General features: G+C 72.6%; 22 protein-coding genes. 10 read left to right on the forward strand and 12 right to left on the reverse strand.

Annotation, left to right across the window (positions count from 1 at the left end; genetic code table 11):
• The first annotated feature begins 162 nt into the window (after positions 1-162).
• Positions 163-1,179: a CopD family protein gene (locus tag ACFPZJ_RS23050; RefSeq protein ID WP_381024772.1), complete on the forward strand. Its 1,017-nt coding sequence runs from the start codon at positions 163-165 to the stop codon at positions 1,177-1,179.
• Here the strand turns inward: ACFPZJ_RS23050 and ACFPZJ_RS23055 are convergent.
• The gene (locus ACFPZJ_RS23055) at positions 1,169-1,861 is read right to left on the reverse strand and encodes a lysoplasmalogenase (protein ID WP_381024775.1); all 693 of its coding nucleotides are present in this window, start codon (positions 1,859-1,861) and stop codon (positions 1,169-1,171) included. The genes ACFPZJ_RS23050 and ACFPZJ_RS23055 overlap by 11 nt on opposite strands.
• The gene (locus ACFPZJ_RS23060) at positions 1,858-2,739 is read right to left on the reverse strand and encodes a sterol desaturase family protein (RefSeq protein ID WP_381024778.1); all 882 of its coding nucleotides are present in this window, start codon (positions 2,737-2,739) and stop codon (positions 1,858-1,860) included. The genes ACFPZJ_RS23055 and ACFPZJ_RS23060 overlap by 4 nt, the downstream gene beginning before the upstream one ends.
• 284 nt (positions 2,740-3,023) lie before the next feature.
• Between ACFPZJ_RS23060 and ACFPZJ_RS23065 the strand changes: the two genes are divergently transcribed.
• From ACFPZJ_RS23065 to ACFPZJ_RS23075, 3 genes are all read left to right on the forward strand, one after another.
• Complete coding sequence (locus tag ACFPZJ_RS23065) at positions 3,024-4,013, forward strand: DEDDh family exonuclease (protein WP_381024781.1); 990 nt, start codon at positions 3,024-3,026, stop codon at positions 4,011-4,013.
• A gap of 99 nt (positions 4,014-4,112) precedes the next feature.
• Positions 4,113-4,346: a hypothetical protein gene (locus ACFPZJ_RS23070; protein ID WP_381024784.1), complete on the forward strand. Its 234-nt coding sequence runs from the start codon at positions 4,113-4,115 to the stop codon at positions 4,344-4,346.
• Between the two features lie 50 nt (positions 4,347-4,396).
• Positions 4,397-5,194 carry an SURF1 family cytochrome oxidase biogenesis protein gene (locus ACFPZJ_RS23075; protein ID WP_381024787.1) on the forward strand — a complete coding sequence of 266 codons (798 nt, stop codon included), beginning with the start codon at positions 4,397-4,399 and terminating at the stop codon, positions 5,192-5,194.
• Positions 5,195-5,253: 59 nt separating this feature from the next.
• On the opposite strand, the gene ACFPZJ_RS23080 is transcribed toward ACFPZJ_RS23075, so the two are convergent.
• A complete protein-coding gene (locus ACFPZJ_RS23080) occupies positions 5,254-5,508 on the reverse strand; it encodes a YbdD/YjiX family protein (RefSeq protein WP_381024790.1) in 255 nt (84 codons plus the stop codon).
• Positions 5,505-7,658 (reverse strand): carbon starvation CstA family protein, encoded by a 2,154-nt coding sequence (locus tag ACFPZJ_RS23085; RefSeq protein ID WP_381024792.1) that lies wholly within the window; start codon positions 7,656-7,658, stop codon positions 5,505-5,507. The genes ACFPZJ_RS23080 and ACFPZJ_RS23085 overlap by 4 nt, the downstream gene beginning before the upstream one ends.
• A 235-nt stretch (positions 7,659-7,893) precedes the next feature.
• Between ACFPZJ_RS23085 and ACFPZJ_RS23090 the strand changes: the two genes are divergently transcribed.
• The 5 genes from ACFPZJ_RS23090 to ACFPZJ_RS23110 are packed head-to-tail and all read left to right on the forward strand — an operon-like array spanning position 7,894 to position 12,963.
• Complete coding sequence (locus tag ACFPZJ_RS23090; protein ID WP_381024795.1) at positions 7,894-9,438, forward strand: sodium:solute symporter family protein; 1,545 nt, start codon at positions 7,894-7,896, stop codon at positions 9,436-9,438.
• Complete coding sequence (locus ACFPZJ_RS23095; RefSeq protein WP_381024797.1) at positions 9,435-10,079, forward strand: sigma-70 family RNA polymerase sigma factor; 645 nt, start codon at positions 9,435-9,437, stop codon at positions 10,077-10,079. Before ACFPZJ_RS23090 ends, ACFPZJ_RS23095 begins: the two co-directional genes overlap by 4 nt.
• On the forward strand, positions 10,076-10,384 hold the full coding sequence (locus ACFPZJ_RS23100; RefSeq protein ID WP_381024800.1) for a hypothetical protein: 309 nt from the start codon (positions 10,076-10,078) through the stop codon (positions 10,382-10,384). The genes ACFPZJ_RS23095 and ACFPZJ_RS23100 overlap by 4 nt, the downstream gene beginning before the upstream one ends.
• Positions 10,385-10,417: 33 nt before the next feature.
• On the forward strand, positions 10,418-12,202 hold the full coding sequence (locus tag ACFPZJ_RS23105) for a glycoside hydrolase family 15 protein (protein WP_381024803.1): 1,785 nt from the start codon (positions 10,418-10,420) through the stop codon (positions 12,200-12,202).
• 5 nt (positions 12,203-12,207) lie between these two features.
• Positions 12,208-12,963 (forward strand): SDR family oxidoreductase, encoded by a 756-nt coding sequence (locus ACFPZJ_RS23110; protein ID WP_381024806.1) that lies wholly within the window; start codon positions 12,208-12,210, stop codon positions 12,961-12,963.
• Between the two features lie 83 nt (positions 12,964-13,046).
• Here the strand turns inward: ACFPZJ_RS23110 and amaP are convergent, their stop codons facing one another.
• From amaP to ACFPZJ_RS23135, 5 genes are all read right to left on the reverse strand, one after another.
• A complete protein-coding gene (gene amaP, locus ACFPZJ_RS23115; protein ID WP_381024808.1) occupies positions 13,047-13,634 on the reverse strand; it encodes an alkaline shock response membrane anchor protein AmaP in 588 nt (195 codons plus the stop codon).
• Entirely contained in the window at positions 13,631-14,308 is a 678-nt protein-coding gene (locus ACFPZJ_RS23120; protein WP_381024811.1) for a DUF6286 domain-containing protein, read from the reverse strand. The genes amaP and ACFPZJ_RS23120 overlap by 4 nt, the downstream gene beginning before the upstream one ends.
• Positions 14,305-14,688, reverse strand: coding sequence for an Asp23/Gls24 family envelope stress response protein (locus ACFPZJ_RS23125; RefSeq protein WP_381024815.1), 384 nt, complete (start codon positions 14,686-14,688; stop codon positions 14,305-14,307). The genes ACFPZJ_RS23120 and ACFPZJ_RS23125 overlap by 4 nt, the downstream gene beginning before the upstream one ends.
• A complete protein-coding gene (locus ACFPZJ_RS23130) occupies positions 14,685-14,870 on the reverse strand; it encodes a hypothetical protein (protein WP_381024817.1) in 186 nt (61 codons plus the stop codon). The genes ACFPZJ_RS23125 and ACFPZJ_RS23130 overlap by 4 nt, the downstream gene beginning before the upstream one ends.
• Positions 14,871-14,975: 105 nt before the next feature.
• The gene (locus ACFPZJ_RS23135) at positions 14,976-15,452 is read right to left on the reverse strand and encodes an Asp23/Gls24 family envelope stress response protein (RefSeq protein ID WP_381024819.1); all 477 of its coding nucleotides are present in this window, start codon (positions 15,450-15,452) and stop codon (positions 14,976-14,978) included.
• Positions 15,453-15,539: 87 nt separating this feature from the next.
• On the opposite strand from ACFPZJ_RS23135, the gene ACFPZJ_RS23140 reads away from it, so the two are divergent.
• Positions 15,540-16,304, forward strand: coding sequence for a nucleopolyhedrovirus P10 family protein (locus ACFPZJ_RS23140; protein WP_381024822.1), 765 nt, complete (start codon positions 15,540-15,542; stop codon positions 16,302-16,304).
• Between the two features lie 27 nt (positions 16,305-16,331).
• Here the strand turns inward: ACFPZJ_RS23140 and ACFPZJ_RS23145 are convergent, their stop codons facing one another.
• The 3 genes from ACFPZJ_RS23145 to abc-f all read right to left on the reverse strand — a co-directional run bounded on the left by ACFPZJ_RS23145 (position 16,332) and on the right by abc-f (position 19,441).
• Positions 16,332-17,135: an enoyl-CoA hydratase/isomerase family protein gene (locus ACFPZJ_RS23145; protein ID WP_381024825.1), complete on the reverse strand. Its 804-nt coding sequence runs from the start codon at positions 17,133-17,135 to the stop codon at positions 16,332-16,334.
• 150 nt (positions 17,136-17,285) lie between these two features.
• Positions 17,286-17,507, reverse strand: a complete 222-nt coding sequence (locus ACFPZJ_RS23150; protein ID WP_003976983.1) for a helix-turn-helix domain-containing protein — start codon at positions 17,505-17,507, stop codon at positions 17,286-17,288.
• Between the two features lie 335 nt (positions 17,508-17,842).
• Positions 17,843-19,441 carry a ribosomal protection-like ABC-F family protein gene (gene abc-f / locus ACFPZJ_RS23155; RefSeq protein WP_381024828.1) on the reverse strand — a complete coding sequence of 533 codons (1,599 nt, stop codon included), beginning with the start codon at positions 19,439-19,441 and terminating at the stop codon, positions 17,843-17,845.
• Positions 19,442-19,470 lie beyond the last annotated feature (29 nt).

Raw genomic sequence — 19,470 nt, forward strand, 5'->3', positions numbered from 1 at the left:
CTCCGGGCCGGGCGGGCACATCCGCCCGGCCCGCTGTGTCCCGGTGGCGGGGTCCTCGACAGGGACGTCTGCCTCCGGGCGGAACGCCGTACTCCCCGTCCCTTCCCCGGACTTGTCCGTTTCCGGGACGACTGGTGAAGAACCTGGGGTGAGCCTGACAAGATGCTGGGGGTGAGCCTGACGAGATCCACCCCCGGTACGGCCGACGCGCACGGGCCCGGACGTCGCCCGGGGCCCGGCCGGGCGGTCGCCGTTGTCGTGCTCGTGGCGCTGGCCGCGCTGATACCGCTGCTCGGCCCGTCCCCCGCGCTGCACGGCACCGGGGAGGCCGCGGCGCCCGGCTCCGGTGGCATAGCCCTGCTGCGCACGGTGCTGTTCGCGGCGCTGTGCGTGCCGGTCGGCGAACTGTTCGTCGACCGGCTGGCCCGCACCGTGCCTGGTGCCCCCGCCCGCGCGCCCCGCAGCTGGTCCGCGCCCGCGGCCGGTGCCGGTTTCCTCGCGGCGCTGGGGCTCGCCTCGGTCGTGGCCACCGGCAACCTGGTTCCGGCGGACCCGGCCCAGATCGACGTCGGCGGCCTGTACGCGTCCCGGGACGGCAAGCTCGCCCTGCTGGAGGTCAACGCGTTCCTCGTGGCGGGCGTGTGCGCCCTCTCGCGCCGTCCGGCCACGCAGGTCTGGCCACTGGCCGCCGTCATCGTCGCGGAGGCCCTGCGGGCCCATCCCACCACCGAGCACAGCCCGCTGACCGGCTCGGGCCTGACGCTCGTGCACCTGGTCTGCGCGGCGCTGTGGACGGGCGGTCTGCTGCACGCGCTGCGCACCCTGCGGCTGTGGGGCGGCACCGGCCCCGGCGCGGCCCTGCTGGGCCGCTACGCGCGCGTGGCGACCCTGCTGCTCGCCGCCGTCACCGCGACGGGAGTGTGCAGTTCGCTGCGCCGGATGCCGCCGGAGACGATCCTGGAGCAGCTGACGGCGACGGCGTACGGGCGCGTCCTGCTCGCCAAGCTGATCCTCGTGGCCACCGTCGCCGCGCTCGCGCTGTGGGCGCGGATCCGGCTGCGCCGCGCGGCCGACCCGCTCTCCGCCTGCTCCCCCGCGCGCGCCGAAGTCGTCGCCCTGGGACTGGTGGTCGCGGTGTCAGGGCTGCTGACGGCGCTGCCGGTGCCCATCAGGTGGTGAGCCGGGGCCGTACGGGGGCGGCACCCTGCAGTCGGGGCCCCACGCGGCCGAGCACGGCACCGGCCAGCAGGGCCTGTGCGGTGATGTACGTGAGCATGACCCAGAAGTCCGGCGCCGGAAGCTGCGGCCAGTCGGCGACGCCGGTGGCGATGAGGGTGTCGGACAGCACGAACAGCGCTCCGCCGAGCCCGGCGACGAGGCCGAGCCGCAGGGCGGCCAGGTAGGCCATGGCCGTCAGCAGCAGGCTGTAGCCGGCCACGGGCACCCGCAGGTCCGCGGGCAGGTCCGGCCACAGCAGGGCGACGGTGGTGACGAGGGCCGCGGTGTAGCCGAGGGCGAGGACTCCGGCACGCGCGCGTGGGACCGTCTTCTCGCCGGACCTGGTGAACAGCGCGAGGTAGCACACGTGCCCCAGAGCGAAGCAGGCCATCCCGGCGAGGAAGGCGGGGTCGGCCTCGGACAGCAGCAGGACGTCCCCGCCCCAGCCGAACAGCAGGGCGGCGACGAGGAGTCGGGGCGTGCCGCGCAGGACCGCGCAGGCGGCCAGGAGCGGCATCAGCAGCGGCTTGGCGACGGTGTGGCCCGTGTCCAGACCGACGGCGAGGCAGAGGAGGTCGACGGCGGCGGTGAGAAGAAAGAGGGCGAGGAGGAAGCGGGCGAGGCGGTCGCGTGCGGGTCTCACGCGGCCGTGGTCTCCTCGGCGGCGGCCGTCACGGGCGCCGGAGCCGGCGGCGCCGGCTGCCAGCCGGGCCCCCGGAGCACCCGCCCCGCCCGCTCGCGCCAACTGCCCGCCGTCCTCAGGTCCTTGGCGATGGCGACGTACTCGTGCGTGGCGACCTTCAGCGGGTTGTACGTGGTGATGTTCTTGGTGAGTCCGTACACCGGCTGCTCGGTCTCGGGCACGAAGGAGCCGAACAGCCGGTCCCAGACGATGAGGATGCCGCCGAAGTTGCGGTCGAGATAGCCACCCTGGGAGGCGTGGTGCACGCGGTGGTGGGAGGGCGTGTTGAACACGAACTCGAACCACCGGGGCATCCTGTCGATCCGCTCGGTGTGGATCCAGAACTGGTAGACGAGGTTCGCCGAGGAGCAGAACGCCAGCGCGGCCGGGTGCACACCGGCGGCGACGAGCGGCACGTAGAACGGCCACACGGTCAGGGACGTCCAGGGCTGGCGCAGCGCGGTGGTGAGGTTGAACTTCCTGCTGGAGTGGTGCACCACGTGACAGGCCCACAGGATGCGGACGACGTGGTGGCCGCGGTGGGACCAGTAGTAGAAGAAGTCCTGGGCGAGGAGCATCAGCGGGACGGTCCACCACAGCACGGGCACGCGCAGCGGGGTCAGTTCGTAGAGGGCCGTGTAGATCGCGACGATCGGGATCTTCCAGAGCAGGTCGAAGACGAGACTGCCGAGCCCCATGGTGATGCTGGTGGCGGCGTCCTTGGCCTCGTACCCGGCCGCGTCCTCGTCGGGATGGAGGCGGTAGCTCACCATCTCCACGACGGTGAGCAGCACGAAGGCGGGTATGGACCACAGCACGACATCGGGCAGGTTCGGCATGCATGCACCGTAGGACCGCCGTCCGGCCGCGCCTAGACGTTGTTACCGACAAGTATTACCGGCGGTACGCGCTTGCTTCTTGGCGATCTCCGCCAATCCGCCGCCGCCCGGTGCCACGTGTCCGCTGCGGGGGGGGCAGGCCGGCGGGCGCAGGGGCTCGGTCGGCCGGGGAACCGCACCGCCCCGCGCCGGACCGGCACCCGTCTGACGGGACGTGAGCACCGCGCGGCTCCCACGGACCTGACGGACCGCACTGTCAGTCGCGGCCCGTATCCTCAGGGACCATGCTCGAAGACCTCACGACCGCAGCGCCCTCCCCCACCTCGTGGCCGGCCGCGTATCCGCAGGGATACGCGGTCGTTGACGTGGAGACCACGGGGCTGGCCCGGAACGACCGCATCATCTCCGCGGCCGTCTACCGGCTGGACGCGCGCGGCGAGGTCGAGGACCACTGGTACACGACGGTCAACCCGGAGCGCGATCCGGGGCCGGTGTGGATCCACGGTCTGACGAGCGAGATGCTCGACGGGGCTCCCCTGTTCGGGGACATCGCCGACGAGTTCGCGGCCCGGCTCGACGGCCGGGTGCTCGTCGCGCACAACGCCGTCTTCGACTGGCAGATGATCGCCCGGGAGTACGCGCGTGCCCAGCGCGAGGCGCCCGTGCGGCAACGGCTGTGCACCATCGCGCTGTCCAAGGAACTGGGTCTGCCGCTGCCCAACCACAAACTGGAGACGCTGGCGGCCCACTTCGGCGTCGTCCAGCGGCGGGCGCACCACGCGCTGGACGACGCCCGCGTGCTCGCCGAGGCGTTCCGGCCCAGCCTGCGGGCCGCGGCGGCGGGCGGCGTACGGCTGCCGCTGCACGAGTGCCGGCCGCTGACGGAGTGGAACGACCGGCCGGCGCCCCGGATCGGACAGCAGGCGGGGTACGGCGGTCACCGGCCGGGCAGTTGGCGCCCGTCGCGCAAAAGGCCCGCATGCCCCTATCCCAACCCCGGCCGGTACGAGGTGGGCAAACGTCTCAAGCAGGGCATGCGGGTCGCCTTCTCCGGTGACACGTCCGTCGAGCGTGAACTGCTGGAGGACCGGGCCACCGAGGCCGGACTGCACGTGGCCACCAGCCTGTCCCGGCTGACCAGTCTCCTGGTCACCAACGACCCGGACTCGGGCACGTCCAAGGTGGTCAAGGCCCGGCAGTTCGGGACGCCGATCGTGGACGAGGCGGCGTTCGGGCAGCTCCTCGCGGACGTGGAACCGGCGGCGGCCGAGTGACCGCGGCCGCGTCGGAGTGACCGTACGGACGGGTGATTGGCGGGCGACTCGCCCGGAGGCCGCTCGCCCGCGCCAGGCCGACGGCTCACGCTGTGGCGCATGGCGACCTGTGAGGTATGTGGCAATCAGTACGGAATGACCTTCGAGGTGCACGCGCAGGGGTCGGTGCACGTCTTCGACTGCTTCGCCTGCGCTATCCACCGCATGGCACCGATCTGCGAGCACTGCCGGGTGCAGATCATCGGCCAGGGAGTCGAGGCCGACGGCCACTGGTACTGCGGCGCGCACTGCGCCCGGGCCGAGGGGAAGGTGGGGATCGTCGACAAGGTGTGAGACCGGTACCCGCCCGAATGCACCCCACGACCGAGTTGTACGGTCGTGGGGTGTACCGCTTCCTGCTGTCCCGCCAATGGGTGATCCTCACGCTGATCGCCCTCCTGCTCATCCCCACGATGATCAGACTGGGCATCTGGCAGATGCACCGCTACGAGGAGCGCACCGCCCGCAACCGGCTGGTCACCGAGGCGCTGGCCGCCGAGCCGGTGCCGGTGGAGCGGCTGACCTCCCCCGGGCACGCCATCACCAGCGACGAGCGGTACCGCACCGTGACGGCCAAGGGGCGCTTCGACCCCGATGACGAGGTGGTCGTCCGCCGCCGCACCAACTCCGACGACGAGGTCGGCTACCACGTCCTGACCCCGTTCGTCCTCACCGACGGCAAGGTCCTGCTCGTCAACCGGGGCTGGATCCCCGGGGACCGTACGAGCCAGACCACGTACCCGAAGGTCCCCGCACCGCCCCGCGGCGAAATCACCGTCACCGGCCGGCTGATGCCCGACGAGACGACCGCGACGAGCGGCATCAAGGACCTCAAGGACCTGCCGGACCGGCAGATCATGCTGATCAACAGCGCTCAGGAGGCCCGGCGGCTGGACGCCCCGGTGCTCGGCGGCTACATCGCGCAGACGGCGCCCGAGCCGAAGGGCGGCACCCCGGAGCTGCTCGGCGACCCCGGCAAGGAGGACGCCGCGCTGAACTACGCGTACGCCGTCCAGTGGTGGCTGTTCGCCGCGGCCGTCCCGGTCGGCTGGGTGATCCTGGCCCGCCGCGAGGCCCGGGAGCGGGCGGAGGCGGCCGCGAAGAAGACCACGGCGACGGAGGCCGAGCCGGCGGCGGTGTGACCGCCGGCCGGTTTGGCCGCTCGCGGCACCGGCCGCCGCACCGCCCGCCGCGGGCCCCGTCAGCAGCAGCGCCCTTGCGGATGGCTCTCCCGGTGCCGTGTGCGCAGCACCTGGTACTCCCGTCTGGTCGGCAGGGGCGCGAGCGGGTGCCGGCGCCGCTGGTGCTCGCAGTAGCGGTCGTACTCCGCCTCGCCGGTCAGCTCACGCAGGTACCAGCGCACCGCCCCCGCCCACGCGCGCAGGTGCCGGTGCACCTGCCACCCCCGCCTGCGCGGGCACCGGTGCACCGCCCGCGCCTGGCGCGGGGCCGTCATGAGCGGGCCCCCACCAGGGGCTCGGCGGACTCGCCCGCCCCCGCGATGCGGGACTCGACGTAGGGCGCCTCGGTCGTGGGGAGCGGTACGGGCGAACGGACGGCGCGGACGCACACCACCGCCGCGTTGCCGATCACCACGGCGACCAGCAGCACGAACAGCGCGATGAGCACGCCGTCGACGGTGGAGTTGGTGACCACGGTGTGCATGTCGTCGAGCGTCTTGGCGGGTGGCAGGACCTGGCCGGCGTCCAGGGCCTCGGCGTACCGGTCGCGCTGGGCGAAGAAGCCGATCTTCGGGTCGGCGGAGAAGATCTTCTGCCAGCTCGCGGTGAAAGTGACCGCGACCACCCAGGCGAGCGGGACGCCGGTGACCCAGGCCCAGCGCAGCCGCCCGGACTTGATCAGGACCGTGGTGCAGACGGCGAGGGCGATGGCGGCCAGCAGCTGGTTGGCGATGCCGAAGAGCGGGAAGAGCTGGTTGATCCCGCCGAGCGGGTCGGTGGCGCCGACGTAGAGGAAGTAGCCCCAGGCCCCGACGACCAGGGCGCTGCACAGCCAGATGCCGGGCTTCCAGGTGACCCGGCCGAGCGGCTTGCAGACGTTGCCGAGCATGTCCTGGAGCATGAAGCGGCCGACCCGGGTGCCCGCGTCGACCGTCGTCAGGATGAACAACGCCTCGAACATGATCGCGAAGTGGTACCAGAAGGCCTTCATCGCGGTGCCGCCGAAGACCCCGGAGAAGATCTCCGACATGCCGACGGCCAGCGTGGGCGCGCCGCCGGTGCGGGCGATCAGGGTCTGTTCCTCCACCGCCTTCGCGGCCTGCGTGAGCTGCTCGGGCGTGATGGTGAAGCCGAGGTTCGCCACCGCATGGGACGCCGACTCGGCGGTCGTGCCGAGCAGGCCCGCGGGGGCGTTCATGGCGTAGTACAGGCCCGGCTCCAGGGTCGCCGCCGCGATCAGGGCCATGACGGCGACGAACGACTCCATCAGCATGGCGCCGTAGCCGATCATCCGGACCTGGGACTCCTTCTGGATCAGCTTGGGAGTGGTGCCGGAGGAGACCAGCGCGTGGAAGCCGGACAGCGCGCCGCAGGCGATGGTGATGAACAGGAAGGGGAACAGCGACCCGGCGAAGACGGGTCCGGCGCCGGACGAGGCGAAGTCGCTCACCGCGTCCGCCCGCAGCACGGGCGCGGCCACCAGGACGCCGACCGCCAGGAGCGCGATGGTGCCGATCTTCATGAACGTGGACAGGTAGTCGCGCGGCGCGAGCAGCATCCACACCGGCAGGACGGAGGCGACGAAGCCGTATCCGACCAGGCACAGCACGAGCGTGGTGGGGCTCAGGGTGAAGGCGTCGGCCAGCGAGGAGTCCTGGATCCAGCTGCCGCCGGCGATGGCGAGGAGCAGCAGGACCACGCCGATCAGGCTGGTCTCCACGACCCTGCCGGGGCGGATCACATGCAACCAGAAGCCCATGAACAGGGCGATGGGGATGGTCATCGCGACCGAGAAGGTGCCCCAGGGGGAGTGCGCGAGGGCGTTGACGACGACCAGCGCGAGCACGGCCAGCAGGATGATCATGATGGCGAACACGGCGATCAGGGCGGCGGCCCCGCCCACCCGGCCGATCTCGTCACGCGCCAGCTGCCCGAGCGACCTGCCGTCCCGCCGCATCGACAGGAACAGCACGACCATGTCCTGCACCGCACCCGCGAAGATCACGCCGGCCACGATCCACAGCGTGCCGGGCAGGTATCCCATCTGCGCCGCGAGGACCGGACCGACCAGCGGGCCGGCGCCGGCGATCGCGGCGAAGTGGTGGCCGAGCAGCACCCGTCGGTCGGTGGGGTGGAAGTCGACACCGTCCTCCAGGCGCTCGGCCGGGGTGGCCCGGCGGTCGTCGGGCCGGAGCACGCGGCGCGCGATGAAGCGCGAGTAGAAGCGGTAGGCGATGGCGTACGAACCGAGCGCGGCGACGACCAGCCAGACCGCGGAGATCCGCTCCCCGCGGGCGAGGGCGAGGACGCCCCAGGCGACCGCGCCGAGCAGGGAGACGGCGACCCACAGCAGGATCGATCTAGGGGACATCCGGGATTTTCCGGGCGCGGGAAGGCCGGATTCGGGCAGGGCTGACACGGGCATGGCGGCTCCTCACCGTGGCGGTGGTGTGCGACAGCACGGAGGGGGGTCGGTGCGAGCGCTCTCCCGTGACCTGCGCACCTCTCCCGATCACTGTCGGTCTGTGCAAGAGTTGCGCTCCCGCCGGAAGTGGTTGACACGAAGTTCCGAGAAGATTTCCCGCCGGTTCCGTGTCCTCCGGACGGGCCGTCCGCGCAACCAACACGGGAGAGCACAGGCACACCAAGGACGGTGACCCATGGCTGACGGCGCCATGACCGCGACGTTCCTCGCCGTGATCGGCGGGGCGTCACTGCTCGCCGTCACCGCGCGGCGGCTGCGGCCCACCGACCGGCTGCCGTCCCTGGAGGGGTGGGCGCTGGCCGACCGCGGCCTCGGCCCGGGATGGACCTGGCTGCTGCTCGGCGGCACGATCTTCACCGCGTACACCTTCACCGCCGTGCCGGGACTGGCCTACGGCAACGGCGCGCCCGCCTTCTTCGCGGTGCCGTACACCGTCATCGTCTGCCCGCTCGCCTTCGTGCTGCTGAGCCGGCTGTGGACGGTGGCCCGCCGGCATGGCTACGTCACCGCCGCCGACTTCGTGCGCGGCCGGTACGGCTCGCCGCCGCTGGCGCTGGTGGTCGCGCTGACCGGAATCCTCGCGACGATGCCGTACCTGGCGCTCCAGCTGCTCGGGATACGGGCGGTGCTCACGGCCGGGGGCGTCTATCCGCGCGGCGCGGCCGGGGACCTGGTGATGGTGGCACTGTTCGCGGGGCTCGCGGTGGCCACCTACCGGCACGGGTTGCGGGCGCCCGCGGTGATCTCCGCGCTGAAGGCGGTCGCGGTGTTCGTGTCACTGACCGCCGTGACCTGGCTGGTCCTGGATCGGTTCGGCGGCCCGGGCCCGGTCTTCCAGGGCGCGCAACGACGGCTGGGCGGCCCGGCGCTGCTGCTGACACCCGAGCAGCAGCCCGCGTACGCCACCCTCGCTCTCGGTTCCGCGCTCGCGCTGCTGATGTACCCGCACGTGCTGACCGCCGGTTTCGCCGCCGACGGGCCGCGCACGCTGCGCAAGGTGTCCGTGGCGCTGCCCGCCTGGACGGCGCTGCTCGCGCTCTTCGGGTTCCTCGGCGTGGCCGCGCTCGCGGCGGGCGTCCGGGCCCCCGAGGGCGGCGCCGAGGCCGCCGTGCCGATGCTGGTCGACCGGCTGATGCCGGCGCCGCTGGCGGGGCTGGTGTTCGCCGCGATCGCGGTCGGCGCCCTGGTCCCGGCGGCGGTGATGTCCATCGCGGCGGCGACGAGCTTCGTACGGAACGTGTACGTCGAGTACGTCCATCCGACGGCCACGCCCAAGCGGCAGGTGCGCATCGCCAAGGCGGTCTCGCTCACCGCGAAGGCGGGGGCCGTGGCGTTCGTGTTCGGGCTGCGCGACCAGGACGCCATCAACCTGCAACTGCTCGGCGGCGTGTGGATCCTGCAGATCTTCCCGGCCGTGGCGCTCGGGCTGTTCACCGGGCGGCTGCACCCGAGAGCGCTGCTCGCCGGGTGGGGCGTGGGCATGGCGGCCGGGACCTGGCTGGTGGTGCGCGAGGGGTTCTCCTCGATCGTGCCGCTCGGCACCGGCACCGGGCCGGTGGAGATCTACGCGGGGCTCGCGGCCCTGCTGCTCAACCTGGCCGTCGCGGTGGCCGGCACCGCCCTCCTCGAACGACTCGGCGTCCCGCGCGGCGCCGACACGACCGACCTGCCGTCCCGCCTGACCGTCAGGCGACGCCCGCAGACGGGAGCGAACCCGTGAGACGCAGACAGCGCACCCCGGCCACCCTGCCGCCGGTCCCACCCCCCGCCGCCCCGGCGGAGGCGTACGCGCCCGCGCCCGCCGCCCCGGCGGAGGCGTACCCGGCCGAGCCGCTCACGCCCGCGGTCGGCGACCCGGCCGACCTGGAACGGGAGGCCGGCGTCGCCCGGCTGTTCGAGCTGCACTACTCCTCGATGCTGCGTCTGGCCGTCCTGCTCGGCGCCGACGACCCCGAGAACGTCGTGGCGGAGGCGTACTACCAGATCTACCGCCGGTGGCGGCGGCTGAAGGACGTGGCCGCGGCGGAGGCCTATCTGCGCTCCACGGTGTGCAATCTGACGCGGATGCGCATACGCCACCTCCAGGTCGCCCGCAGACACGAGGAGAACCCGCCGGCCCCGCCGGACGAGACGGTCGCCTCGGCCGAGAACACCGCGCTGCTCCGCGACGACCAGCGGGTACTGATCGACGCGCTCCAGCAGCTGCCGGTTCGGCAGCGCGAGGCCCTGGTGCTGCGGCACTGGCTCGGGCTGAAGGAGAGCGAGATCGCGGCGGCGATGGGCATCTCCTGCGGTTCCGTCAAGACACACACGGCACGCGGCATCGCCGCCCTGACCCAGGTGATGGAGGCCCGGCGATGAACGACACCAGTTCCGACCGCACGGACCACGGCCGCACCGAACGCGAACTGCGCGAGGCCCTGCAAGCCCTGGCCGGCGGGGTGCTCCCCGCCCCCGACGCCTACCGCACGGCACGCGGCGCGTGGCTGCGCCGTGAGCGCCGGCGGCGCCTCGTGCTCGCCGTGCTGATCGCCGTCGTGTTCACCTTGGCCACGCTGATCGGCCTGTGGGTGCTCAACCAGGCCCCGTCGGACCCGGGCGTCATCTTCTCCGGCTCCGGCGCCCCGGTCGCCGCGGGTGCGTCACTCCCCCGGCTTCTCCTCTGATTGCCACGCCGAGTTGCCGGGAACCCGCACTGCGTGCACCCCCGCATCGAGGACTACGCACTGATCGGCGACGAGCAGACCACGGCCCTGGTGGGCAAGGACGGCTCCATCGACTGGCTGTGCCTGCCCCGCTTCGACTCGGCCGCCTGCTTCGCGAAGCTGCTCGGCGACGAGGACAACGGCTACTGGCGCATCGCCCCGAAGGGAGCCGAGCGGTGCTCCCGGCGGGCCTACCGCCGCGACACCCTCGTCCTGGACACCGTCTGGGAGACCGACGAGGGGGCGGTGCGGGTCACCGACCTGATGCCGCAACGCGATCGCGCCCCCGACGTCGTACGCATCGTGGAGGGCCTGCGTGGCGAGGTGACCGTCCACAGTGCGCTGCGGCTGCGCTTCGACTACGGCTCGATCGTGCCGTGGGTGCGCAGGGCCGACGGTCACCGGGTGGCCGTGGCCGGCCCGGACTCGGCGTGGCTGCGCAGCGAGCCGGAGGTGCGCACCTGGGGCGAGGACTTCGGCACCCACGCGGAGTTCACGGTCGGGGAGGGCGACAAGGTCGCGTTCGTGCTGACGTGGCACCCCTCCCACGAGCCCCGCCCGCCGCTCGTCGACCCGTACGACTCCCTCCGCCACAGCGTCGACGACTGGCGCACCTGGACGTCCCGCTGCCGCTACGACGGGCCCCACCGGGACGCCGTGGTGCGCTCCCTGATCACCCTCAAGGCGCTCACCTACGCCCCGACCGGCGGCATCGTGGCCGCCCCCACCACCTCGCTGCCCGAGGAGCCGGGCGGGGTACGCAACTGGGACTACCGCTACTGCTGGCTGCGCGACTCCACCCTCACCCTGGGCGCGCTGCTGGCGGCCGGCTACCAGGAGGAGGCCGAGGCCTGGCGGAACTGGCTGCTGCGCGCGGTCGCCGGCGATCCGGCGGACCTGCAGATCATGTACGGGCTGGCGGGCGAGCGGCGGCTGCCCGAGCACGAGCTGCCGTGGCTGTCGGGTTACGCCGAGTCGACGCCCGTGCGCATCGGCAACGACGCCGTCAACCAGCTCCAGCTGGACGTGTACGGCGAGGTCATGGACTCCCTGTCGCTGGCGCGCAGTTCGGGCCTGTCGGCCCAGCCGGACGTGTGGGCCGTGCAGTGCGCCCTGATGGACTTCCTGCGGACGGCCTGGCGGCAGCCCGACGAGGGGCTGTGGGAGGTGCGCGGCGGGCGGCGCCAGTTCGTGCACTCGAAGGTGATGGTGTGGGTGGCCGCCGACCGGGCCGTGCACACCTTGGAGACCCACCCCGAGCTGGACGGCGACCTGGACGGCTGGCGCGCGATGCGCGACGAGGTGCACCGCGAGGTGTGCGAGAACGGCTACGACCCCGAGCGCAACACCTTCACGCAGTCCTACGGTTCGCGCGAGCTCGACGCCGCGCTGCTGCTCATCCCGCGCGTGGGCTTCCTGCCGCCCGACGATCCGCGGGTGCTCGGCACCATCGACGCGGTCCGCAAGGAGCTGGAGCACGGCGGACTCCTGCACCGCTACAGCTTGGACGACACGGCCGTCGACGGCCTGCCGGGCAGCGAGGGCACCTTCCTGGTGTGCTCGTTCTGGCTCGCGGACGCCCTACACATGACGGGCCGTACGCAGGAGGCCCGGCAGCTGTTCGAACGGCTGGTGGGGCTCGCCAACGACGTGGGGCTGCTGGCCGAGGAGTACGACCCCGTGGCCGCCCGCCAGCTCGGCAACTTCCCTCAGGCGTTCAGTCACATCGGCCTGGTGAACACCGCCCTGGCCCTGTTCGGTGCGGACGGGGCAGGATAGGGGCCATGGATCTTGGACTGAAGGACCGGGTGTACGTCGTCACCGGAGCCACGCGTGGACTGGGCAACGCCGCCGCGCGCGAGCTGGTCGCCGACGGCGCGAAGGTGGTCGTCACGGGGCGGGACGAGGACCGGGTCTCCGACGCCGCCGCCGAACTGGGGCCGAACGCGGTCGGCGTGGCCGTGGACAACGCGGACGTGGAGGCTCCCGCACGGCTGATCGCTAGCGCCCGGGAGCGTTTCGGCGGCTTCCACGGCGTCCTCGTCAGCGTCGGCGGGCCGCCGCCGGGCTTCGTCGCCGACACCACGGACGAGCAGTGGCAGACGGCGTTCGAGTCGGTGTTCCTCGGCGCGGTGCGGATCGCCCGCGCGGCGTCGGCCGAGTTGGAGCCGGGCGGGGTGATCGGTTTCGTGCTGTCCGGGTCGGTGCACGAGCCGATCCCCGGGCTGACGATCTCCAACGGGCTGCGGCCCGGCCTCGCCGGGTTCGCGAAGTCCCTCTCCGACGAGCTGGGGCCGCGGGGCATCCGGGTCGTCGGGGTGCTCCCCGGCCGGATCGACACGGACCGGGTGCGGGAGCTGGACGCCCTGTCCGCGGATCCGGAGGCGACTCGGGCCGCCGCCGAGTCCCGTATTCCGCTGCGCAGGTACGGGGCCACGGAGGAGTTCGGGCGCGTGGCCGCGTTCCTGCTGTCTCCGGCGGCTTCCTATCTGACCGGGGTGATGGTGCCTGTGGACGGCGGAGCACGGCACGGCTTCTGAGGCCGGCCCCGCCTTCGGCCACCGAGTACGGCTTCCGAGTACGGCCAACCACGTTCGGCGTGCGCGTACGGCTTCCGTGCGGGTCAGCTGACCCGCTCCGGGCGGTGCCGGACGGCTCGTAGCCGTACCTCCGCCGGGAGCGAGGCGAGGCCCGCCGAGTCCCTCGCGTGGGCCAGCGCCCCTGTCGTGAGGTCGTGCAGAGCCGTGCCGGGATCCACGTGCGGCTCCATCGACAGCCGTACGTGGGCCTCGGGGGCGCTGCGCCGCCCGGTCAGATGGGCGTGGGCGCGTGCCACACCGTTCAACTCCCCCGCCTCGTCGACGAGTACGCCCTCCAGGGCCCGTCCCCGCAGCAGTGCCCCCTCGCCGTCGCCGGTGTCGACGAGGACCTCGGCGAGCCGGTGGCGGCGCAGGACCGCGACCAGCCACCACAGGGCGAGCAGCACGAGAACGGCGAGGACGGCGAGGACGACCGGCCACCACCAGCCGGCGTCCCGCCACCGGGTCCGCTCCGCCTCGGTGAGCAGCACGTCGTGCCGATCGTCGTGGATCCACCAGGAGGGCGCCTGCGCGCCGAGCCCGACGGCCAGGACGGAACCGCCGAGGGCGAGCAGGACCAGGCCCACCAGTGCGAGCAGTACGCGGTTGACGGCTCTGAGCACCTGGCTCACCCCTTCCGGCCGGGCCTGCGGACGCGCACCGACAGCGCTGGCGGCCGGGCCAGGCCCAGTCCCCGGACCGCGTCCGCGAGCGTGGCGTCCAGATCGGTCCGTACGTCGTCCAGTTCACGGAAGTGCGAGACCGCGCGGACGTCGGCCTTGCGGCGGCCCACCCGCACCCGGGCCGACTGCACGCCGGCCACCTCCACGGCCCGGTCCCGCAACACCAGGGCGGCGGCGTTTCGGTGCAGTCCGGCGCGTACGTCGGTGTGGGAGCGGTGCATGGGCAGGAGGGCGCGCAGGCCGGGTGTGACCGCCAGGAGGAGCAGCCACAGTCCGAGGGCGGCGGCGACACCGGCGCCCACCAGCACCCAGATGTCGTCCAGGGAGCGTTCGGCCAGCTCCCGGGCCAGTGCGCGGCGCCAGCGCATGACGGGCCGGTCGGCGCGTACGGCGGCGATGTCGTACAGGAAGAGACCGGCCAGGGCGAGGAGCAGCAGCGCGACGAGGCCCGCCGGGATACGGCGCGCGGACCAGAAACGGCCGGCGCGGCCGTGCCCGTCGTCGAGCGGAGGCGGGGGTTCGCGGCCCGCGGGCGGGCCGGACGGTGCCGGTTCGGTCTTCTCAAGGACCGGCAGCCGCTGCGTGGTGCCGTCGGACGGTCCGGTGTCCCGGGGCTCGCTCATCGCACCCTCCCCTGTGCCGCGCCGTACGCCGCCGCCAGGTGCAGCCGCTCGACCTGGACGACGACCTCCGGCACCTCCATGCCCGTCAACGCGCCCACCCGCTCGACGACTTGACCACGCACGTGCCCGCACCGGCCGCCGATGTCGGTGGGGTAGTCCAGTTCCAGGTGGACCCGGACACGTGCGATGTCGTGGTGGACGACGACGGTGGCGTGCGGGGGCGCGGCGTCCGGCGGCAACGGCCCGACCGCCTCGCGCGCCGCCTGGGAAGCGATCTTCGACACCACCCGGTCGGCGATCCGGGTGGCGCCCCGCTCGCCCGGCGGAACGGTCGCGAGGGACCTTCCGAGCTCACCGGTCCCCGTGCTCACGGACGTCACCGCCGCCGTTCGTCACGGGGCCGGAAGAAGTCGCCGAAGTCCATGTCCCCTTCCAGGAACCGGCCGACGACGAGGCCGACGGCGCCCAGCGCCGCCACCAGCAGAAAGGCTCCGAATCCGCCGAAGTATCCGGCGAAGCCCAGCGCCATGCCGGCGATCATGCCGGCCACGGCCATGCTCATGGTGCGCTCCTCAGTTCCTCAGCGGCCCAGCGGCCCAGCGGCCCAGCGGCCCAGGAACTCCCCGGCCGCTGCATTCGGGGGGGGATCACGGGGATCTCCGGTGCCTCACTGGATCCGCCGCTCCGGTTCCTCTTCCTCTTCCTCTTCCTCCGGCAGCTTCACGTCGCTCACCGCGATGTTGACCTCGACGACTTCGAGGCCGGTCATCCGCTCCACCGCGGTGATCACGTTCTCGCGCACGTCGCGGGCGAGATCGGAGATCGACACGCCGTACTCCACGACGATCTCCAGGTCGAGTGCGGCCTGCACCTCACCGACCTCGGCCTTGACGCCCCGCGTCACCGACTTGTCCCCGCCGGGCACCCGGTCGCGCACGGCCCCGAAGGTCCGCGAGATGCCGCTGCCCATGGCGTGCACACCGTCCACGTCGCGTGCCGCCAGCCCGGCGATCTTCTCCACGACGCCGTCCGCGATGGTCGTCCGGCCCCGGCCACCCGGGTCTCCGCCACCGCGCCTGGTCACCTGGCTCCTGCCTGGGGTCTCGACCTCCGGACCCCGGTTCTGCTCCGTCGTCTCAGTCATCGCCGTACGTCCTTTTCGGTCGTCGTCCTGAAACCACCGTAAGCACGGTTGCGTGGCCGCGCGCCAGGAATGCGGCAGGCTGGAGGAATGACGACGGCTGACCGGTGGACGCAGGCGGTACGACAGCAGCTGGGCCTCGGCAGGTTCCTCCCGCTGGGCGGCCCGCACGACGGCGCGTGGATCACGGAGCGGGCGGCGGAGGCGGTGGTGCGGCGCGCGGCGCGGGACGTGCCGGGCGTGCGCCTCGGCACGCTCCGCGTCACGCTCGCCGACCCGCGGGACATTCAGGACCCGGCCGTCCCACCGCCGCCCAGCGCCCTGCCGCCCGGACCCCTGCGCCTGACGGCGGACTTCGCTGCGACGGCCGCGGAGCCCCTGCCGGCCACGGCCGCCGTGCTGCGGACAGCCCTGGCGACGGCGGCGACGGAACGCCTCGGCCTCACGGTGGCGGAGGTGGACCTGCGGGTGACCGCGCTGCTGGACGACGCGGCCGATACGGCGGGCGAGGGCGACGAGGCGGGGAACGGCGAGCCCGCCGCCGCGGGACCACCGGAGCCACCGCGGGCGGCGGAAGCCGAAGCGCCCGACACCGACGCGGGTCGCGCGGCCGCGGCCGCTCTGGCGGTGCCGGGCGTGGCCCGTCTGACGGGCACCCTGGGGGGCCTGGGCAGGGCCGTGCACATCGAGGAGGCCAGAGAGGGCAGCGCCCTGCCGCGCCGTCACGTCCGGCTGGAGATCGCCGTGCACGCGGACCACCGGCCCCTGGACGTGGTCCGTGCGGTGCGCGCGGCGGTGCCGGACGCGCTGGCGGACCGCCCGACGGTGGCGGTCCTGGTGACGTCGGTCAGCTGAGGGAGACGGCCCGGCCCCTGCACGGCCTCATTCGCCGAGGCCGGCGAGGTCACGCAGCCGGCGTGCCTGAGCGGCCCGTTCGGCCGTCCGCTGGTCCTCGTACGTACGGTCCTGGGCACCGCGCAGCAGCGCCTTGGTCTCGATGACCGCGTCCCGGGGCGCGGCCAGGATCGCCGACGCCAGGTCCCCGACCGTGCCCTCGAGCTGGTCCACGGGCACGGCGACGTTCGCGAGCCCCGTGCTGACGGCCTCCTCGGCCGTGACGAACCGCCCGGTCACGCAGATCTCCAGCGCGCGGGCGTATCCGACCAGCCCCACCAGGGGGTGCGTGCCGGTCAGGTCGGGCACGAGCCCCAGGCTGGTCTCGCGCATGGCGAACTGCACGTCGTCCGCGACGACGCGCAGGTCACAGGCGAGAGCGAGCTGGAACCCCGCTCCGATGGCATGCCCCTGGACCGCGGCGATCGACACGACGTCGCTGCGCCGCCACCAGGTGAACGCCTCCTGGTACTCGGCGATGGTCGCGTCCAGCTCGGCGTCGCCGCCCCGTGCGAGGTCGATGAACGACGGCTCGCCGTCGAAGCCCTCGGGCGTGAACGCCTGCCGGTCGAGCCCGGCCGAGAAGGACTTGCCCTCGGCCCGCAGCACCACGACCCGGACGGAGCCCGGCAGCAGCCGCCCGGCCTCGGTCAGCGCCCGCCACAGAGCGGGGCTCTGCGCGTTGCGCTTGGCCGGGTTGGTCAGCGTCACCGTGGCGATCGCATCGTCGACGGTGAGCCGTACGCCGTCCTTGTCGAGTACCGGACCGAGGTCCTGGGCGGGCGAAGCCATGGGGCGCCTCCGATGGGTGCGGTCGTCTTCCGTGCCGCGCGACGACGATGACGCCGTACGACGGCACGGTTAAGTGACTGCACAGTAACCACCCGGCCGGTCAGTCGGCCGACCGGGTGGCCACCATCGAAGCCGAGGGGCCACCCGGGGTCAGGCCGATGTGGCCTTCTTGCCCCGCGTCGCCCCGCCACGCCCTCGGAGCGTGACGCCCGACTCGCTGAGCATGCGGTGCACGAAGCCATACGAGCGGCCGGTCTCCTCGGCCAACGCCCGGATGCTCGCACCGGCGTCGTACTTCTTCTTCAGGTCTGCCGCGAGCTTGTCGCGCGCGGCGCCGGTCACCCGGCTGCCCTTCTTCAGAGTCTCGGCCACCCGTGCCTCCTCATGGGAAGTGCGCTCTGGTCTCCTCATGATCACCCCTCCGGGGCTTCATGGCCACCCATTCGGCAAGGTCCGTGAGAGAAGGTTTTGACGACGGGAGCGAGTCCCCACAATCGGAACAGCACATTCCGAACATCGGCGTCCGTACGGCCGAACGGGTTGTTCCGGGAAAGGCCAGGTCAGAAAGGCGCGACGGCCGAGCCCCGGAGAATCGGGGGCTCGGCCGCGAAATCGATGTAGGACACACCTCGGTACGAGGAGATCTCACACAGATGGTGGATCACCGATGGGCCGAATGATCCATACGCTGTGGATCACCCTTTCGATCAAGCGAGGGCGACGAGATCGGCGTAGTCGGCGCCCCAGAGGTCCTCGACGCCGTCCGGCAGCAGGATGATCCGCTCCGGCTGGAGCGCCTCGACGGCGCCCTCGTCGTGGGTGACGAGGACGACCGCGCCCTTGTAGGTGCGCAGTGCGCCGAGGATCTCCTCCCGGCTGGCCGGGTCGAGGTTGTTGGTCGGCTCGTCCAGGAGCAGCACGTTCGCCGAGGAGACGACCAGGGTCGCGAGCGCGAGACGGGTCTTCTCGCCGCCGGACAGGACACCGGCGGGCTTGTCGACGTCGTCGCCGGAGAACAGGAACGAGCCGAGCACCTTGCGGACCTCGACGAGGTCCATGTCGGGCGCGGCGGAGCGCATGTTCTCCAGCACCGTGCGGTCGGCGTCGAGGGTCTCGTGCTCCTGGGCGTAGTAGCCGAGCTTGAGGCCGTGGCCGGGGACGACCATGCCGGTGTCCGGCTGCTCGACGCCGGCGAGGAGCCGGAGCAGCGTGGTCTTGCCGGCGCCGTTGAGGCCGAGGATGACGACCCGGGAGCCCTTGTCGATGGCCAGGTCGACGTCGGTGAAGATCTCCAGCGAGCCGTACGACTTCGACAGGCCCTCGGCCATCAGGGGGGTCTTGCCGCAGGGCGCGGGCTCGGGGAAGCGGAGCTTGGCGACCTTGTCGGACATCCGGACCTCTTCGAGACCGGACAGCAGCTTCTCGGCGCGACGGGCCATGTTCTGCGCGGCGACCGTCTTGGTGGCCTTGGCGCGCATCTTGTCGGCCTGGGCGTTGAGCGCGGCGGCCTTCTTCTCGGCGTTCGCGCGCTCGCGCCTGCGGCGCTTCTCGTCGGCCTCGCGCTGCTGCTGGTACAGCTTCCAGCCCATGTTGTAGACGTCGATCGTGGCCCGGTTGGCGTCCAGGTAGAACACCTTGTTGACGACCGTCTCGACCAGGTCGACGTCGTGGGAGATGACGATGAAGCCGCCGCGGTAGGTCTTGAGGTAGTCGCGCAGCCAGACGATCGAGTCGGCGTCGAGGTGGTTGGTCGGCTCGTCGAGCAGCAGCGTGTCCGCGTCGGAGAACAGGATGCGGGCCAGCTCGATACGACGGCGCTGACCGCCGGAGAGCGTGTGCAGGGGCTGGCCGAGCACACGGTCGGGCAGGTTCAGCGCGGCGGCGATGGTGGCGGCCTCGGCCTCGGCGGCGTACCCGCCCTTGGTGAGGAACTCGGTCTCCTGGCGCTCGTACTGCCTGAGCGCCTTCTCGCGGGTGGCGCCCTGGCCGTTGGCGATCCGCTGCTCGTTCTCGCGCATCTTGCGGATCAGGACGTCGAGGCCGCGCGCCGACAGGATGCGGTCGCGGGCGAGGATGTCGAGGTCGCCGGTGCGGGGGTCCTGCGGGAGGTAGCCGACCTCGCCGGAGCGGGTGATGGTGCCGGCGGCGGGGATGCCCTCACCGGCCAGGCACTTGGTGAGCGTGGTCTTCCCCGCGCCGTTGCGGCCGACCAGGCCGATGCGGTCGCCCTTGGCGACGCGGAAGGTGGCGTTTTCGATGAGCACGCGAGCACCGGCGCGCAGCTCGATGCCGGAGGCGGAGATCACTGGTCAGACTCCTGGGCGAAGGTGGGGGC

The sequence above is a fragment of the Streptomyces bullii genome (genome assembly GCF_042657145.1).
GTDB classification, from domain to species: domain Bacteria; phylum Actinomycetota; class Actinomycetes; order Streptomycetales; family Streptomycetaceae; genus Streptomyces; species Streptomyces bullii.

Coding starts and splice junctions, on each gene's coding strand:
- ACFPZJ_RS23120 (WP_381024811.1), bottom strand. CDS start 14,308: ATGAGCGAGCCCCGGGACACCGGACCGTCCGACGGCACCACGCAGCGG.
- ACFPZJ_RS23065 (WP_381024781.1), top strand. CDS start 3,024: ATGCTCGAAGACCTCACGACCGCAGCGCCCTCCCCCACCTCGTGGCCG.
- ACFPZJ_RS23070 (WP_381024784.1), top strand. CDS start 4,113: ATGGCGACCTGTGAGGTATGTGGCAATCAGTACGGAATGACCTTCGAG.
- ACFPZJ_RS23085 (WP_381024792.1), bottom strand. CDS start 7,658: ATGCCCGTGTCAGCCCTGCCCGAATCCGGCCTTCCCGCGCCCGGAAAA.
- ACFPZJ_RS23140 (WP_381024822.1), top strand. CDS start 15,540: ATGACGACGGCTGACCGGTGGACGCAGGCGGTACGACAGCAGCTGGGC.
- ACFPZJ_RS23135 (WP_381024819.1), bottom strand. CDS start 15,452: ATGACTGAGACGACGGAGCAGAACCGGGGTCCGGAGGTCGAGACCCCA.
- ACFPZJ_RS23100 (WP_381024800.1), top strand. CDS start 10,076: ATGAACGACACCAGTTCCGACCGCACGGACCACGGCCGCACCGAACGC.
- ACFPZJ_RS23050 (WP_381024772.1), top strand. CDS start 163: ATGCTGGGGGTGAGCCTGACGAGATCCACCCCCGGTACGGCCGACGCG.
- ACFPZJ_RS23145 (WP_381024825.1), bottom strand. CDS start 17,135: ATGGCTTCGCCCGCCCAGGACCTCGGTCCGGTACTCGACAAGGACGGC.
- ACFPZJ_RS23130 (WP_381024817.1), bottom strand. CDS start 14,870: ATGAGCATGGCCGTGGCCGGCATGATCGCCGGCATGGCGCTGGGCTTC.
- ACFPZJ_RS23080 (WP_381024790.1), bottom strand. CDS start 5,508: ATGACGGCCCCGCGCCAGGCGCGGGCGGTGCACCGGTGCCCGCGCAGG.
- ACFPZJ_RS23090 (WP_381024795.1), top strand. CDS start 7,894: ATGGCTGACGGCGCCATGACCGCGACGTTCCTCGCCGTGATCGGCGGG.
- ACFPZJ_RS23110 (WP_381024806.1), top strand. CDS start 12,208: ATGGATCTTGGACTGAAGGACCGGGTGTACGTCGTCACCGGAGCCACG.
- ACFPZJ_RS23060 (WP_381024778.1), bottom strand. CDS start 2,739: ATGCCGAACCTGCCCGATGTCGTGCTGTGGTCCATACCCGCCTTCGTG.